The organism is Labilibaculum manganireducens, from assembly GCF_002843385.1.
GTDB lineage: Bacteria > Bacteroidota > Bacteroidia > Bacteroidales > Marinifilaceae > Labilibaculum > Labilibaculum manganireducens.
In genome coordinates this window covers 74,886-90,722 of record NZ_MVDE01000007.1, presented here as the reverse complement: position 1 = coordinate 90,722, position 15,837 = coordinate 74,886, and the positions used below count along the sequence as shown (strand labels likewise).

The window sequence follows — 15,837 nt, the reverse complement described above, 5'->3', positions numbered from 1 at the left end:
ATATCAATTAACATGAAGAAAAATAATTTAAATAAAAATCGTTGGACATCTGTCGCATTCCTTGGAATAATGCTTGTTGCAATGTTGTTTACAGCTTGTGATGATGAGGATTTGAGTACTGGCCCAATTACGATAAGTAAAATATATTTAGAAGATGTGAATTCATCGGTACCTGACAGAGAAGTAACATTTGCCCGTTTGGGACAAATGATTCGAATTGAAGGTTCGGGTTTTATGGGGCTAAGGAAAGTTTACATTAATGGACTTTCATCTTATTTTAATCCAGTATATGTTTCGGATAATTCAATGTTAGTTAGTGTTTCCAAAAATACACCTACAGTTGAAGCCGAAGCCGATGTTCGAAATATCATTCGAATGACAAAGGATGGCAATGAAGCTACGTTTTCATTTGAAATTCGCTCAGCAGCACCATCTATAACAAGTATCTCGCATACTTTACCATTAGCAGGTGAAACTATTACTGTAAATGGTTTTGGTTTAGTTGAAGTCAGTAAAGTTGTTTTTCCTGGTAATGTTGAAGTAACAGAAGGAATTACTTCTGATGTTGGAGGAGAATTTTTTACAGTAATTGTTCCTGAGGGCGTTTCAGATGAAGGTGGTTCTTTACTGATTGAATGTTCTAATGGAGGTGCTTATTCTCCAGCCTATTTCAATTTCAAAAAAGGGGTAATACTTGATTTTGATGGAATTGGAACGCATGGTTTTTGGGGGAGCGCAACAAGTATGATTATGGATGAGGATTTGGAATCTGCTTCTATAGGTACCGAAAATATTTCTCAGGGAATCTATGTGCCGCATCGTCCTTCCCGTATAGCATCATTTGATCCAGCAACACCTCGTTGTTCAGAAGTATGGACAGCAGGAAATGGCACAGATGACTGGCGTGGTCAGTTAACGCCATATATTCCGGCAACAACACCTCTTTCCGAAGTGGCATTGCAGTTTGATATTTATGTACCTGAAGCATGGTCCGAGACAGGATTTTTAAAAATATGTTTAGTAAATGGATTTAATGGAGGTGAATGGGCTGGTGCCTGTTACAATTACGTACCATGGATCGTTAATGGCGAGGCGGAAGCTTTTCAAACAACGGGTTGGACTACTGCAACCATTCCTCTGAATATGATTTATGATTATTCAGAAGACGGTTTCACTTTTGAAGATATATTGACTTATCGGGAAACAGCCAATTATAAGAACTTTGGATTTTACTTCGAAAACACAGATTTTACTCTAGCGAATATTACAGGCAATGATAGTGACAGCGAAACAGAATTCACTTCCGTGGCTACATCTGTTAGTGTTTATACTGATAATTGGAGAATCGTTTCTTTGGAAACACCAACTTATAGTGATTTTCCTGAAGATGAAGAATAAACATATTTAAGCGATAATAACCATGAATTTGTCAAGTTGAGATAATGCTTAGATAAATCGTGTTATTCTAAAACAAAGAAAAATGAAATACATAAAATTATTACCTATAATCGCTGTGGTTTTAACGGTCTTTTCATCATGCGATGATCAAATAATGGACTGGAAAAAAGATTCAACACATGGTGAAGTTACAACAGAGGAACTGCCTTTGGGATTGGTAGAAAAAATTAGCCGTTATGACGCCTTAAATACCTATACTGAATTTACTCTTGGAGTTGGAATCGGTCTTAATCAGTATCTGGAGAATGAAGCATATCATAATTTGACAAATGCAAACTTTGATGAAATTACCGTTGGATACGATATGAAACATGGACCAATGGTTGATGCTAAAGGAGAAATACAATTTGAAAAGGTTGACTCATTTCTTGAAGAAGTGACTGGAAACGGACTTTCAGTATTTGGTCATACCTTGGTTTGGCATGCTAATCAAGATGCAAGTTATTTGAATGGTTTAATAGCAGCGACAGTAATCCCTGCTTCCGGAGGGAGTAATTCACTCGATTTATCAGGTTTAAAAGATGGAACGCTCGCAGGTTGGGGTGCCTGGAATAGTGGAGATGGAATTACTGTTGAGGATGGTTCTGGTTTATCCAGTAGTTCACAAGCGGTTAAAATGATTGCAAGTTCTTCATCTGCTCAAGCATATGAACTACAGCTAATAACACCAGAAATTCCTGTTGTAAGTGGACATACTTATGAGGTTTCTTTCTATATCAAATCAGATCAGGCAGGTAAAGGCCGCATCTCTTTTAGCGGCTTAGAGAATAACTATCCTTATAAGGATTGGTATAACACAGGTGGTAGTTGGACAGAAGCTTTTGAAACAACCTCTCAATGGCAACAGGTGAAATTTACTGTGAACGATTTTACAGGTGTAACATTCAAAGTGAATTTTGATTTAGGTTATTTGCCTGGTGTTACATATTTAATTGATGTTGATAATATTAAGGTAGTGGATCAGGATGCAGTGCCTGAAGTTGTAAATATGATTGCTAATGGAACATTTGACGGAGGCATTGATGGATGGGCAAAGTGGAATGGTGGTGATACAGCATTAAGTCTTGCTGATGTTGCTGATGCTTACGAAGGCAATGGTGCTATGAAAATAATTGCTGATGCTGCTAATAGTGGTGCAGGAGGCCAGTGGAAAACACAAATTCATTCTGATTTTACTGCAAACTTAACTGCAGGCGAAGAATATACTATTTCTTATTTTATAAAATCTGAAGCTGCAGGTTCTGTTCGTTGTTCTACAACTGGTTCAGCACATTACCAGAGCGATCAAGCTACATCTCCAACATGGCAATATGTAGAATGGGTATTTACTGCCGATGGTGGAGAAACAGGTTTAAATTTTGATTTGGGAGGTGTTGAAGGTACTTATTATGTAGATAATGTAGTTGTTACTACAGGAGCTACTGATGGAGGTAATTCAGGCCCAACTATCATTGAAAAAACAGATGAGGAAAAATCGGAAATCATTGGAAATGCAATGGAAGATTGGATTACCGGAATGGTCACTCATTACAAAAACAATATTCATGCATGGGATGTAGTGAACGAACCAATGAAAGAAGATGGAACACTTAGAGATGGGAATAAAACTGATCCTGAAAGTGATTACTTCTCATGGGTAAAATACCTTGGAAAAGACTATGCTGTAACTGCATTTAATTTAGCTCGCCAAAATGGTAATGCAACAGATAAGCTTTTTATCAATGATTATAATCTCGAGTCTAGCATATCCAAATGTGAAGGGTTGATCGATTATGTAGAGTACATTGAAAGCCAGGGGGCAATCGTTGATGGTATTGGAACTCAAATGCACATATCTATTAATAGCGATCGTGATAAGATTGCAGAAATGTTCCAAAAGCTAGCAGCTAGTGGAAAATTGATTAAAGTCTCGGAGCTGGATGTGAGATTGGGAACTAAGAATCCAACGGTAGCACAACAAGCTTCTCAGGCAGACATGTATCAATATGTTTTGGATATGTACATGAAATACATTCCTGCAGCACAGCAATATGGAGTAACGATATGGGGTGTTTCCGATAATGAGGATGAACATCAATATTGGCTTCCAGATGAATCACCTAATCTTTGGGATGCGGATTACAATCGAAAACATGCTTTTAAGGGAGTGTGTGATGGTCTTGCAGGACGCGATGTAAGTGAAGATTTCTCGGGTGAACTAGAATACTAATTTCTAATATTAATTCATTGTAATCCCTCACAATCAATGTGTATCTTAACATGCTGATTGTGAGGGGATTCTATAAATCTGTGTCCAATAGTGTAAGTAATAAGTGAGTTGATTCTGGAATGATAGAAGGAATTAAAATGAACAATAACCGAATTGGATTCAGTATTCTTTTTTTTTGATCTTTTTATTGATTGTTTGAATGGGAGAAGAATATTACTGTACGACGAAGATTGTGATTAATTGTTTTATTAAACGGATAGTCAGCCTAAATTAATAATACATCGCAGGCATAACATTCAATAAACTTAAAGGTCATCATAATAAGCCTAAAGGGCTTGGACAGGCAAAAATCAGGAATTATAAAGACCGGATTTTTCTATGTCTGGAAAAGATAGATAGGTTTTTTTACTGAATAATCACAATTGTTGTACCAATTGAAATTAGCGATGTCGGGAAGAACTTTATGCATATAATATATTGCAAACAGACAGTGAATAGTTATACAATTTGATCTTTAAAGAAGTTCCACAAACAGGATGTAACCAAAATGAAATTAAATGTAACGGGAATGAAAACGATGTAACAAACTAACAAATTTGTGTAACACAGCATTACGAGAGTTTATTTCAATACAAGTATTTTTGGTTAACAGTTTTGGGTGGTTCGCACAGCAATTGAAGTTTATAACGAGCCACTTTTTTAATAAATAACATCGAATAATAAAGTCAGTATTAAATATTACAAAATGACATTAAAATCAGATAAAGTATCGGTAGTTGAAAAGATTGGCTACAGTTTAGGAGACCTTGCTGCTAACCTCATTTTTCAAACGTTGATGACGTTTTTGGCCTTCTTTTATACCGATGTGTATAAGATTCCGGCAGGAACAGCCTCCGTAATTATTTTTTCGGGAGGTATGATTGGAGCATGCTTTAACCCGATAATGGGTGTTATTGCTGATCGTACCAAAACAAGGTGGGGGAAATTTCGTCCATGGATTCTTTGGACATCAATCCCTTTTGGGCTTATGGCCTTGTTGGCCTTTAGTACGCCGCAGTTTGGTCCGGGAGGTAAAATTGCATACGCATTTATTACTTATATCTTATTAGTACTACTTTATAGTGCCAATAACTTACCTTACTCGGCTCTGAGTGGCGTTTTAACAGGAAATATGGCAGAACGCAACAGTATTTCATCATATCGTTTTACTGCAGTAATGGTAGCTCAGTTCATAGTTCAAGGTTTATTATTGCCATTGGTGTTAATATTTGGTGACGGCGATAAGGCAAAAGGCTTTGAAAATGTAATGGGAGTTTTTGCACTTGTTGGTATTGTCTTTTTTATCATCACTTTTTTAACAACAAAGGAACGTGTGGTTTCAACTCAGACAGAAACAACATCGGTAAAACAAGATGTTAAAGATTTGATGAAAAACAGGCCGTGGATTGTAATGCTTGTTGTTACTGTATTCGTATTTATTACGCTGTCGCTGAAAGGCGGTATGTATGTGTTTTATTTCGAAAATTATTTAAGTGAACAACATTTAGCGGTTTTTTTAAATGATATTGGCTTTAATTCTTTTATTAGTGGTTTAAATAATCTGTTGTCAAATATGGGCTTTGTGGGCTTCTTGTGGCCCGAAGATGTTGCAACATCAGGTTTTAGTCTTTTTAATGCCGGAGGAATCATTTTCATGATTATTGGTATTATGTTTTCAAAGGGCTTGGCCGATAAATATGGCAAAAGGGATGTATTTGGAGTGAGTCTTTTTCTTGCCACTTTATGTTTGCTTTTATTTTATTTTTATTCTCCGGAATCTATAGCTTTGGTATTTATAAGTCAGTTACTGCATGGTTTCTTTTATGGCATTACCACACCGCTGTTATGGGCAATGATTGCCGATGTGGCTGATTATTCCGAATGGAAAAATAACCGTAGGGCAACTGCAATTATTTTTTCCGCAATGATATTTGGTTTAAAGGCAGGTTTGAGCGTAGGTGGAGCTTTAGTGGCCGGAATTTTAGCAAGTTATGGATATAGTCATCTACTTGATGTTCAAAGTCCTGAAACAATTAATGGAATAAAACTTTCTTTAAGCGTATTCCCAACTATTACATTTTTTATTGCAATTGGATGCTTGTTTTTCTACAAGATTGATAAAAAGAAGGAAGTAGAAATTGAGGATGCGTTAAGCAAACGAAGAAATGAATTATAGTTTTTAACATTGTCTGCTGGCAGGTTAATTGTATCGGGCAATAAGAACTGTTGATGTTTTTATTTGCTTATGAAAAATAAAAAAATAAACAATTTATGAGTCAATTAAGGCGAATTTGCATTTATGGTTTTTTTTCGGTTTTACTACTGAGTATGTTGTATGGTTGTTCAAAAACAGAAGTAAAGCCAGTATCATTAAAAATGGCTGTTGGCGATAGGTTTTATATAGGCACAGCATTAAATAGTGACCAAATAGTTGGTGCTGACACCTCTGCCATAAAAATCATAAAACAACATTTTAATGCTGTTGTAGCTGAAAATGTGATGAAAAGTGAAGTGGTTCAACCTATTGAAGGTGAGTTTGATTTTAATATGGCTGATAAATTTGTCCGGTTTGGACTTGATAATAAGCTGTTTATAACGGGGCATACTCTAATCTGGCATTCTCAGGCACCAGATTGGCTTTTCGTAGATAAGCAGGGAAATGATGTCTCAAGAGATGTTCTTATTGAAAGAATGAGAAGTCATATACACACAGTGGTAGGTCGTTATAAAGGAATTATAAAAGGCTGGGATGTTGTTAATGAAGCTGTTTTGGATGATGGAACCTGGCGTAAAAGTAAATTTTACGAAATAATTGGTGCAGACTTTGTTAAGTTAGCATTTGAATTTGCACATGAAGCAGATCCGGAAGCTGAGCTTTACTACAATGATTACTCGATGGCGAAAAAGGGCAAAAGAGAAGGAGTTGTGGCTATGGTGAAATCATTGCAGGAACAAGGAGTAAGAATTGATGGTATTGGCATGCAAGGACACATCTCAATGGATGATCCTACGATTGAGGATTTTGAGAAAAGCATAGTGGCTTTTTCCGAATTGGGTGTTCAAGTGATGGTTACTGAGCTGGATTTGACTGTTCTTCCTATGCCAAATATGAATGCTGGGGCCGATATAGCTTTAAATTTCGAATTTCAGAAGGAGTTGGACCCATATGCAAATGGACTGCCTGATTCTATGAGTATAAAAATTACAGAGCGCTATCAGGATTTTTTCAAATTGTTTTATAAACATAGCGATAAAATTAGCCGTGTTACCCTTTGGGGAGTTGCTGATGCTCAGTCATGGCGCAATTATTGGCCTGTTAAAGGACGTACTGATTTCCCTCTTTTATTTGACAGAGAGTATAAAGCAAAACCAATTGTTGAAAAAATAATTAACGAAGATCTGTAATCGGTTTATTGGTTAAAGAGTTGATCCCAAAGTGTCATTTAAATAAGAATTCGATACACGTATTCTATTGATTTAATAATATGAATAGAGCTTGGTAAAAAAGCTTGAAAAAAATAAGATAATGAAGAACCCAAGGTATTTAGTTGATGGTTTATATACCGCAGATCCATCAGCACACGTATTTAACGGAAAACTATATATTTATCCATCTCACGATATCGAATCAGGTATTCCTGAAAATGATAATGGTGATCATTTTGATATGCGCGATTATCATGTATTCTCAATGGATGATATTGATGGTGAAGTAACAGATCATGGAGTGGCTTTGGATGTGGAAGATGTGCCTTGGGCCGGTCGCCAGATGTGGGATACTGATGTTGCTCATAAGAACGGTAAGTATTATTTGTATTTTCCGGTAAAAGATAAAACAGATATTTTCCGCATTGGTGCTGCAGTAAGCGATAAGCCCGAAGGACCTTTTATTCCTGAAAGACACCCTATTATAGGAAGTTACAGTATAGATCCTGCCGTTTTTGAAGATGAGGATGGTCAGCATTATATGTATTTTGGTGGTCTTTGGGGAGGACAGTTGCAACGTTACCTAAACAATAAAGCACAGGAGTGTGGTTTCAAACCTGCCGATGATGAGCCTTCATTACCGGCTCGGGTTGTAAAAATGTCTGATGATTTGTTGGAATTTGCTGAAGAACCTAAAAGCCTTGTTATCTTGGATGAAAATGGAGAGCCTTTAAAAGCCGGAGATCATGATCGTCGCTTCTTCGAAGCATCGTGGATGCATAAGTACAATGGTAAATATTATTTCTCCTACTCAACCGGAAATACTCACTTACTTTGTTATGCTGTAGGTGATTCACCTTATGGCCCTTTTACTTACAAGGGAGTGATTCTTACACCTGTAGTAGGCTGGACTACGCATCATTCTATTTGCGAATTTAAAGGGAAATGGTACCTGTTTCATCACGATAGTAAACCTTCTGGAGGAAAAACATGGCTTCGCAGCATGAAAGTTACAGAGTTGGAATACAATGAAGATGGTTCTATTAAAACGATCGATGGAATGGCCGAATAACCATATGATTTGTATCGCAGCAAGATTACAGAATTGAATTTCTAAATAAAGTTAAAAAAAATTACAGCATGTATTTTAATCGAAGAGCTCTTTCTTTTATTCTTTTGGGTAGTCTGTTTTTGATGCCTTTTATGGTATCAGCGCAGTTGCGTTTGCCTAAACTGATCTCAAATGGTTTGGTGCTTCAACGCGGTGCAGAAGTCAAAATTTGGGGATGGAGTGCGAAAAATGAGAAGGTATCAGTTAATTACAGAGATTCTCTGTATAAAACCATTGCCAATGATAAAGGGGAATGGTTTGTTATGCTTCCGATACAGAAAGCCGGTGGCCCTTATGCAATGAATATCTGCGCAAGCGATACGATTCATCTTAAAAATATTTTAGTTGGTGATGTTTGGGTTTGTTCAGGTCAGTCCAATATGGAATTGCCTATGCGAAGAGTGAGTCCTCTTTACAAGGAAGAGATTGCAAAAGCCGATAACAGGAACATCAGATATTTTGAAGTGCCGAAGAAATATAATTTCAACACGGTTAAAAATGATTTGCAAAATGGAAATTGGGTAGATATTAATAAGAACACGATTAATAATATTTCTGCAGTATCTTATTTTTTCGCCCAAAAATTAAATTCAGAATATAATGTGCCTATTGGGATAATTAACAGCAGTTTAGGTGGCTCTCCGGCGCAAGCTTGGTTAAATGAGGAGGCACTTAAAGAGTTTCCGTCTTATGATGCTGAATTGCAAAAATTTAAAAATCAAGCTGTAATTGATTCAATTGAGCAAAGTGATAATAGTAGAAGTAACAATTGGTATCAAAAATCAACAGTAAATGACGAAGGTCAGAAAGGAAACTGGCGGGCTAAAGGTAGTAATACCTCAGATTGGAGCAGCATGACCATTCCTGGTTATTGGGCTGATGGGAAGTTGGGATATGTGAATGGTGTAGTTTGGTTTCGAAAGGAAATTGAGATTCCTGCTGAATATTGTAACAAAGAGGGCTTACTAAATATGGGGAGAATTATTGATGCTGATTCAGTCTTTGTAAACGGAAAATTTATAGGAACAACCAGCTATCAATACCCACCACGTCGATATACTATTCCTGCAGGAATATTGGTTGAAGGAAAAAATACGCTTTCGATTCGTGTGATCAGTAATGGTGGAAGAGGTGGTTTTGTAGACGGTAAGCCATATCAAATCGTATTCGATGATTTTCAAATAGATCTTAAAGGAGAATGGAAGTACAAACTGGGAGTGGCAATGGAGCCTTTACAAGGACCAACTTTTATCAGATGGAAATCAGGAGGCTTATACAATGCAATGATTGCTCCATTATTGAACTACAAAATTAAAGGTGCGGTATGGTATCAGGGAGAGTCTAATACTGGTCGCCCCAATGAGTATGAACATCTGTTATCATCTCTTATTAAAAACTGGAGGAAGCAATGGGGGCAAGGTGATTTTCCTTTTTTATGTGTTCAGTTACCTAATTTTATGTCACCTAAAGATCAGCCGTCAGAGAGTAATTGGGCAATGCTAAGAGAAGCTCAGTTCAAAGCATTATCAGTTCCAAATACAGGAATGGCTGTAACTATTGATATTGGAGAGTGGAATGATATTCATCCGCTTAATAAGAAGGATGTAGGTGAAAGATTGGTTCTTGCTGCAAAAAGGATTGCTTATGGCGACGATCATGTTATTTATTCAGGTCCCATGTATCGATCTATGAAGGTTGAAAAAAACAAGGTAATTCTTTCTTTTGACCAAATTGGAAGCGGTTTGATCGTAAAAGGAGGAGGAGAGCTTAAGGAGTTTGCTATTGCTGGAAAAGATAAAAAGTTTGTATGGGCAAAAGCAAAAATTGTTGACAATAAGGTTATTGTATGGAGCGATAAGGTTAAAAAACCATTAGCTGTACGATATGCTTGGGCAGATAATCCTGAGAGTGCAAATTTGTTTAATAAAGAGAAATTGCCTGCTTCTCCTTTTAGAACAGATACTTGGTAGTTGATACATGTTGAGAATTTTAATCACCAAAATTAAGCTGATGAAGAAAAATGTATTTTCACTGATGATATTATTTTTGCTCGTAATTACAGGACTTAGAGCACAAGAAAATACCACAGAAACGAATAAAACTTACGAGAACCCAATTTTAAGAGGATTTTACCCCGATCCATCAATTTGTCGGGTAGATGATGATTACTATTTGGTCAATTCTTCCTTTGAATGGTTTCCCGGAGTACCGATTTTTCATAGTAAAGATTTGGTGAACTGGAAACAAATAGGCCATGTGTTGGATAGGCCGGAGCAATTGCAATTGAATGAAGGCTTGGGTGCATCAAGAGGAATTTTTGCGCCTACATTGCGTTATCACGATGGTTTATTTTACATGATAACGACTTGTGTAGGTTGCAAAGGTAATTTTTACGTTACGGCAAAAGATCCGGCAGGACTTTGGAGTAATCCTGTTTGGTTAAATACACCAGGAATAGATCCTACTCTTTTCTGGGATGATGATGGTACATGTTGGTACGTTGGAGCTCATAATATTTCAGGGAAACGTGAATGGGAAGGTCAGAATGGCGTTTTTATTCAGCAGCTCGATTTGGAGACAAAACAACTTGTAGGTGAGCCGGTTCAGGCCACTTTTGGTCATGCCACAAATGCAGTTTGGGGCGAAGGACCACACCTTTATAAAATAAATGATCGTTATCTGTTGATGATTGCCGAAGGTGGCACAAGTTTTAATCATGCCATTACGGTTTTTGAGAGTGATAAAGTAAACGGTAAATATACACCATCAAACATTAATCCGGTATTAACACATCGTAATTTAGGACGCGATTATCCCATTTCTGCAGTTGGACACTGCGATATTGTTCAAACGCAAAATAATGAGTGGTGGGCTGTAATGTTAGCTGTTCGTTCGTGCGGGGGAAAAAATTTGTTGGGTCGTGAAACTTATCTTGTGCCAATGGAATTTGAAGATGGTTGGCCATTGTTTAATCGTGGAGTTGGTAAAGTACGTTTCGAGGAAAAACGACCAAACTTACCCTGGACACCAGTTGAGTCGTATCCAGTCCGTGATGATTTTGATGATGATAATTTGGCTTTGAAATGGGTTTTTCTGCGCACGCCGTATGAGAAATGGTTTGATATTTCAAAAGGCAAAATTACTTTGGATACTCGTCCTCAAATGATGACTAAACTTGAGCAACCTTCATTATTGGCACAGCGAATCAGTGAATTTTCTTTTGATTCTTTTACAAAAGTGAATTTTAATCCTGCCAACGATAATGAAGAGGCTGGTTTTGTCGCAGTTTATAATAATGCACGTAATTTCAGATTAGTAAAAACATCAGAACAGGGTAAAAATGTTGTGAAACTATATCGTGTTAAAGAGGGCGAAGAGATGCTGGTTGCAACAGAGAATGTTATGTCTGGGGATTTAATTTTGGGTTTAAAAGCAAATAAATTAAAATATCAGTTTTATTTTGGCAAGGATAAAACCTCGCTTCAGCCTATTGGCGATATTCAGGACGCTACGGTAAATGCTAGTCAGAGCGGTACCGATTTTACCGGGCCTATGCTTGGGTTTTATACCAGCAGTAATGGTCATGAGTCAACAAATAAGGCTGAATTTGATTGGTTTGAGTATGATGCAAAGTAGTTGGCAATCTGTCAATTGTATTGATTCTGTCAAATATTTCAATTTTAAAAATGTATGGTTGTTCGTTGTTCTGCGGACAACCATTTTTTTATGTTGAGTAATTGTTGTTGCTATATTAATCACATTACTAATGGTATAGCTATTTTTTTTAGAGAGTCTCTAAAAAATTCAAACAATATACGTATATTGTACGCAAACTAATTATTTCATGCGGGATATATTATTAAATGTTTCAATTGATTGTGCCATATTTGGTTACGTGAATGGAGAATTGAAGGTCTTATTAATAAAAAGAGATAAGGAGCCTGAATATAATGAATGGTCACTTCCGGGTGGAAATATTTATATCGATGAAAATATTGATGATGCTGCCCATAGGTTACTTAACGAGTTAACGGGTATGTTAAATCTTTTTTTATCACAAGTAGGCTTGTTTGGTGAAACCAATCGGTATCCTGATCGCAGAGTTATTTCAATATTGTATTGTGCTTTGGTAAAACCTGAGCAGTTTGAATTGATAGCAGGAGCGCATGCGAAAAGAATCAAGTGGAGTAAAACGAATAATCTTAAAAAATTGCCTTTCGACCACAATGCAATGATAGCATATTCTTTAAAGTGGTTAAAGGACGAAATTTGGAGAAAACCAATTTTAGTTAATTTATTGCCTGAAAAATTTCCGCTCAATCAAATGCAGGACTTGTATGAAACTTTTCTGCAGCAGACAATTGACAATAGAAATTTCAGAAAAAAAGTAATGGTTCAGGGACTGGTTGAAAAACTGAATGAAAAAACAATTGGTGGAAAACAGCGTCCTGCTTTTTTATATCGATTAAAAGAAAATAGCTAAAAAAATTTATACAAATGATATAACGTACAATATACGTTAAAAATAAATTAAACGATGTTTGAAATTAAAGGAAAAGTTGCCGTAGTAACCGGTGGAGGGGGCGTATTAGGAGGAAGTATTGCCCGTAGTTTAATTAATGCAGGGGTAAAAGTTGCCATACTGGATATCCGGGAAGAAAATGTAAACAACCGGGTAAAGGAGTTGGAAGAATTGGGTGGTGAGGCCATTGGTTTTGTATCCAGTGTTTTAAGCATGGATGAGCTCAAACAAGCTCGGGAAATAATCATTAAAAAATGGGGAAAGGTTGACATTTTAGTAAATGCAGCTGGTGGTAATTTGCCCGGAGCAACACTTACCGAGCAACAAACTGTTTTCGATATGAAAATTGAGGATTTTGAGAAAGTAAATAACCTCAATATGAATGGAACTGTGTATCCAAGTCTTGTTTTTGGCGAAGCAATGTCTGAACAAGGGGAAGGCAGTATCATAACCATTTCATCAATGGCAACTTATTCTGCAATTACCCGTGTTTTGGGATATTCCGTAGCTAAAACAGGAATCAATATTTTCACTCAGTGGATGGCCATGGAAATGGCAACGAAGTTCAGCGAAAAAATTCGTGTAAATGCAATTGCCCCGGGTTTCTTTATTGGAGATCAAAACCGGAATGTATTAATTAACCCGGATGGTTCATATACTGAAAGAAGTGAGAAAGTATTGGCACGCACGCCAATGGGACGATTTGGGGATATTAAAGAATTAAATGGAGCAGTTCAATTTTTATGCTCTGATGCAGCATCCTTTATCACAGGTGTGATATTGCCTGTTGATGGAGGTTTTAGCTCATTCAGTGGTGTATAAATCGTAGATTATGGCATTAGAAAAAACTTGGCGTTGGTTTGGTGTTAAAGATCCAATTACGTTGGATATGTTGGTTCAGATGGGGGTTGAAGGTGTAATTACAGCTTTACACCACATCCCCAACGGGGAAATTTGGGAAAGAGCTGAGATTCATAAAGTGAAGGAATTGATAGAATCCAAAGGAATGCGATGGAGTGTGGTAGAGAGTTTACCTGTATCCGAAGGGATAAAACTGCATTCGGAGGATTATCCCCGTTTAATTGAAAATTATAAGCAATCTGTTCGGAATTTGGGCGGGTGTGGAATTGATACAATCTGTTATAATTTCATGCCGGTGCTCGATTGGGCCCGTACTAATCTTCATTACAAGCTGGACAATGGTGGTGAATCCATGTATTTTGATTTCCCCACTTTTGTAGCTTTTGATATCTACATCCTAAAAAGACCCGATGCAGTGAAGGATTATCCACAAGAGATTGTGGAAGCTGCAACTAAGGCATACGAATCAATGTCGGAAGAGGAGGCCGAAGAGCTCGCTTACAACATTATTGTAGTTACTCAAGGATTTATTGATGGTTTGATTGATGGTTCTGTAACGGATCCAAAAGCACTTTTTCTGCAGTTTATTGAGAAGTATCGAGGACAAGATAAAAATTCGATGCGCAGTAATTTGAAGATGTTTCTGGATGACGTTATCCCTGTAGCTGAGGAAGTAGGAGTGCGATTTGCTATTCATCCTGATGATCCTCCATTTCCTGTTTTGGGTCTTCCTCGAATTATCGGGCAAGAGGAGGATTACGAGTGGCTTTTTGAAGCAAATAAATCAGTAAATAATGGGATCACTTTTTGTGCCGGATCTTTGTCAGCACGCAGAGAAAACGATTTACCACATATTATTGAGAGGTTTTCAGAACGCATTCATTTTGTTCATTTGCGTAATACTCAAATGCTTGAAGATGGCAGCTTTTATGAGTCAGGTCATATCTCGGGAAGCCAGAATATGGTGAAAATAATTAGTGCTTTATTAAAAGAGCAGAAACGCCGGATAGCCGAAGGACGGGAAGATGTGCGCATGCCGGTTCGTCCCGATCACGGAATAAAAATACTTTCAGATTACGAACATCAGTACAATCCTGGTTATCCATTAATTGGTAGGTTAAAGGGCTTGGCTGAGTTAGATGGTTTAATGACAGGAATTGAATCATTTATAGAGTAGATAAAAAAAGACTGTAAATCAATTGATTTACAGTCTTTTAGTTTAGGATGATTCCCAAATTGCGGAGAGAGAGGGATTCGAACCCCCGGTACGTTGCCGCACAATAGTTTTCAAGACTACCGCATTCGACCACTCTGCCATCTCTCCAATAATAATTGAGCGGGAAACGAGACTCAAACTCGCGACCCTCAGCTTGGAAGGCTGATGCTCTATCAACTGAGCTATTCCCGCATTAATGATCTCATAAGGATTGAGCATTCTCAATCGAAATCAAAGTGGGGAGAGCAGGATTCGAACCTACGAAGACGAAGTCAGCGGAGTTACAGTCCGCCCCAGTTGGCCACTTTGGTATCTCCCCAAATAATAATTTCAAAAAAAGTGAGCGGGAAACGAGACTCAAACTCGCGACCCTCAGCTTGGAAGGCTGATGCTCTATCAACTGAGCTATTCCCGCATGCAAGAAACACGTTTGTTCCTTGGTTAAAATTTAAAGTGGGGAGAGCAGGATTCGAACCTACGAAGACGAAGTCAGCGGAGTTACAGTCCGCCCCAGTTGGCCACTTTGGTATCTCCCCAAATGCAATGTATGTAAAGAACTTTGTTTCTTGATTGCGGATGCAAATATAGGAGCTTTACTACAAAATACAAGGGGTGCCTGCGTTTTTTTTTCAAAAAAAATGAAATATTTATGTAAGTGTTTGATTTCCTATGAAATATTTTTTCAATATAATTCTCTTAGAAATTTGAGTCGTCGATTTTTTATGAAATAGGACTGGTTTTATTACGATCTGAAAATTGAATTTAAGCTAATTTTGCTTTTGTAAATTTTCTGATGGAGATATTAAGAGGTGTACTCTTTTAAGGCTGTTTAAAGAGTAAAGAATTGTGAACGGAGCAGAACGTTGATTTATACTTGTAAGTCTTTTCCTGCGCTTTCTATTCTTGTAAATAGCAATTCTTATCAGTTTGTATTTTAGAAAAAGAGCAAAAAAAAACGGAGACTATTGTTTAGCCTCCGTTTTTATATTTTGAGT

The 15,837-nt window shown here is 37.2% G+C and carries 10 protein-coding genes and 5 tRNA genes; 10 read left to right on the top strand and 5 right to left on the bottom strand.

The annotated features are described in order from the left end of the window. The first annotated feature begins 12 nt into the window (after nucleotides 1-12). The 10 genes from BZG01_RS06700 to uxuA all read left to right on the top strand — a co-directional run bounded on the left by BZG01_RS06700 (nucleotide 13) and on the right by uxuA (nucleotide 14,803). Entirely contained in the window at nucleotides 13-1,398 is a 1,386-nt protein-coding gene (locus tag BZG01_RS06700) for a glycan-binding surface protein (protein ID WP_101309050.1), read from the top strand. 82 nt (nucleotides 1,399-1,480) lie between these two features. Continuing rightward, nucleotides 1,481-3,667, top strand: a complete 2,187-nt coding sequence (locus BZG01_RS06695; RefSeq protein ID WP_101309049.1) for an endo-1,4-beta-xylanase — start codon at nucleotides 1,481-1,483, stop codon at nucleotides 3,665-3,667. A gap of 745 nt (nucleotides 3,668-4,412) precedes the next feature. Beyond that, nucleotides 4,413-5,882 (top strand): MFS transporter, encoded by a 1,470-nt coding sequence (locus tag BZG01_RS06690; protein WP_101309048.1) that lies wholly within the window; start codon nucleotides 4,413-4,415, stop codon nucleotides 5,880-5,882. A 95-nt stretch (nucleotides 5,883-5,977) separates the two neighbouring features. Beyond that, nucleotides 5,978-7,111, top strand: coding sequence for an endo-1,4-beta-xylanase (locus BZG01_RS06685; protein WP_101309047.1), 1,134 nt, complete (start codon nucleotides 5,978-5,980; stop codon nucleotides 7,109-7,111). A 121-nt stretch (nucleotides 7,112-7,232) separates the two neighbouring features. Beyond that, the gene (locus BZG01_RS06680) at nucleotides 7,233-8,204 is read left to right on the top strand and encodes a glycoside hydrolase family 43 protein (RefSeq protein ID WP_245870293.1); all 972 of its coding nucleotides are present in this window, start codon (nucleotides 7,233-7,235) and stop codon (nucleotides 8,202-8,204) included. Nucleotides 8,205-8,272: 68 nt separating this feature from the next. Further along, the gene (locus BZG01_RS06675) at nucleotides 8,273-10,213 is read left to right on the top strand and encodes a sialate O-acetylesterase (protein WP_218973030.1); all 1,941 of its coding nucleotides are present in this window, start codon (nucleotides 8,273-8,275) and stop codon (nucleotides 10,211-10,213) included. A gap of 40 nt (nucleotides 10,214-10,253) precedes the next feature. Beyond that, nucleotides 10,254-11,879, top strand: a complete 1,626-nt coding sequence (locus BZG01_RS06670) for a glycoside hydrolase family 43 protein (protein ID WP_101309100.1) — start codon at nucleotides 10,254-10,256, stop codon at nucleotides 11,877-11,879. 208 nt (nucleotides 11,880-12,087) lie between these two features. Further along, complete coding sequence (locus BZG01_RS06665) at nucleotides 12,088-12,726, top strand: NUDIX hydrolase (RefSeq protein ID WP_101309046.1); 639 nt, start codon at nucleotides 12,088-12,090, stop codon at nucleotides 12,724-12,726. A gap of 54 nt (nucleotides 12,727-12,780) precedes the next feature. After that, nucleotides 12,781-13,587 (top strand): SDR family oxidoreductase, encoded by an 807-nt coding sequence (locus BZG01_RS06660; RefSeq protein ID WP_101309045.1) that lies wholly within the window; start codon nucleotides 12,781-12,783, stop codon nucleotides 13,585-13,587. Nucleotides 13,588-13,597: 10 nt separating this feature from the next. Further along, on the top strand, nucleotides 13,598-14,803 hold the full coding sequence (gene uxuA, locus BZG01_RS06655; RefSeq protein WP_101309044.1) for a mannonate dehydratase: 1,206 nt from the start codon (nucleotides 13,598-13,600) through the stop codon (nucleotides 14,801-14,803). A 62-nt stretch (nucleotides 14,804-14,865) separates the two neighbouring features. Here the strand turns inward: uxuA and BZG01_RS06650 are convergent. The 5 genes from BZG01_RS06650 to BZG01_RS06630 form a co-directional block, all read right to left on the bottom strand. Next, nucleotides 14,866-14,950 (bottom strand) — tRNA-Ser (locus BZG01_RS06650). An 11-nt stretch (nucleotides 14,951-14,961) separates the two neighbouring features. Next, a tRNA-Gly gene (locus BZG01_RS06645) sits at nucleotides 14,962-15,034 on the bottom strand. A gap of 45 nt (nucleotides 15,035-15,079) precedes the next feature. Next, nucleotides 15,080-15,161: transfer RNA gene (locus tag BZG01_RS06640), tRNA-Tyr, on the bottom strand. Between the two features lie 23 nt (nucleotides 15,162-15,184). Continuing rightward, nucleotides 15,185-15,257, bottom strand: a tRNA-Gly gene (locus BZG01_RS06635). A 39-nt stretch (nucleotides 15,258-15,296) separates the two neighbouring features. Then, nucleotides 15,297-15,378: transfer RNA gene (locus BZG01_RS06630), tRNA-Tyr, on the bottom strand. Between the last annotated feature and the right edge of the window lie 459 nt (nucleotides 15,379-15,837).

What these genes read in the sequence shown, in the direction of transcription:
- BZG01_RS06680 (WP_245870293.1), top strand. Translation starts at nt 7,233, where the DNA reads ATGAAGAACCCAAGGTATTTAGTTGATGGTTTATATACCGCAGATCCA.
- BZG01_RS06665 (WP_101309046.1), top strand. Translation starts at nt 12,088, where the DNA reads ATGCGGGATATATTATTAAATGTTTCAATTGATTGTGCCATATTTGGT.
- BZG01_RS06700 (WP_101309050.1), top strand. Translation starts at nt 13, where the DNA reads ATGAAGAAAAATAATTTAAATAAAAATCGTTGGACATCTGTCGCATTC.
- BZG01_RS06695 (WP_101309049.1), top strand. Translation starts at nt 1,481, where the DNA reads ATGAAATACATAAAATTATTACCTATAATCGCTGTGGTTTTAACGGTC.
- BZG01_RS06675 (WP_218973030.1), top strand. Translation starts at nt 8,273, where the DNA reads ATGTATTTTAATCGAAGAGCTCTTTCTTTTATTCTTTTGGGTAGTCTG.
- BZG01_RS06660 (WP_101309045.1), top strand. Translation starts at nt 12,781, where the DNA reads ATGTTTGAAATTAAAGGAAAAGTTGCCGTAGTAACCGGTGGAGGGGGC.
- uxuA (WP_101309044.1), top strand. Translation starts at nt 13,598, where the DNA reads ATGGCATTAGAAAAAACTTGGCGTTGGTTTGGTGTTAAAGATCCAATT.
- BZG01_RS06690 (WP_101309048.1), top strand. Translation starts at nt 4,413, where the DNA reads ATGACATTAAAATCAGATAAAGTATCGGTAGTTGAAAAGATTGGCTAC.
- BZG01_RS06670 (WP_101309100.1), top strand. Translation starts at nt 10,254, where the DNA reads ATGAAGAAAAATGTATTTTCACTGATGATATTATTTTTGCTCGTAATT.
- BZG01_RS06685 (WP_101309047.1), top strand. Translation starts at nt 5,978, where the DNA reads ATGAGTCAATTAAGGCGAATTTGCATTTATGGTTTTTTTTCGGTTTTA.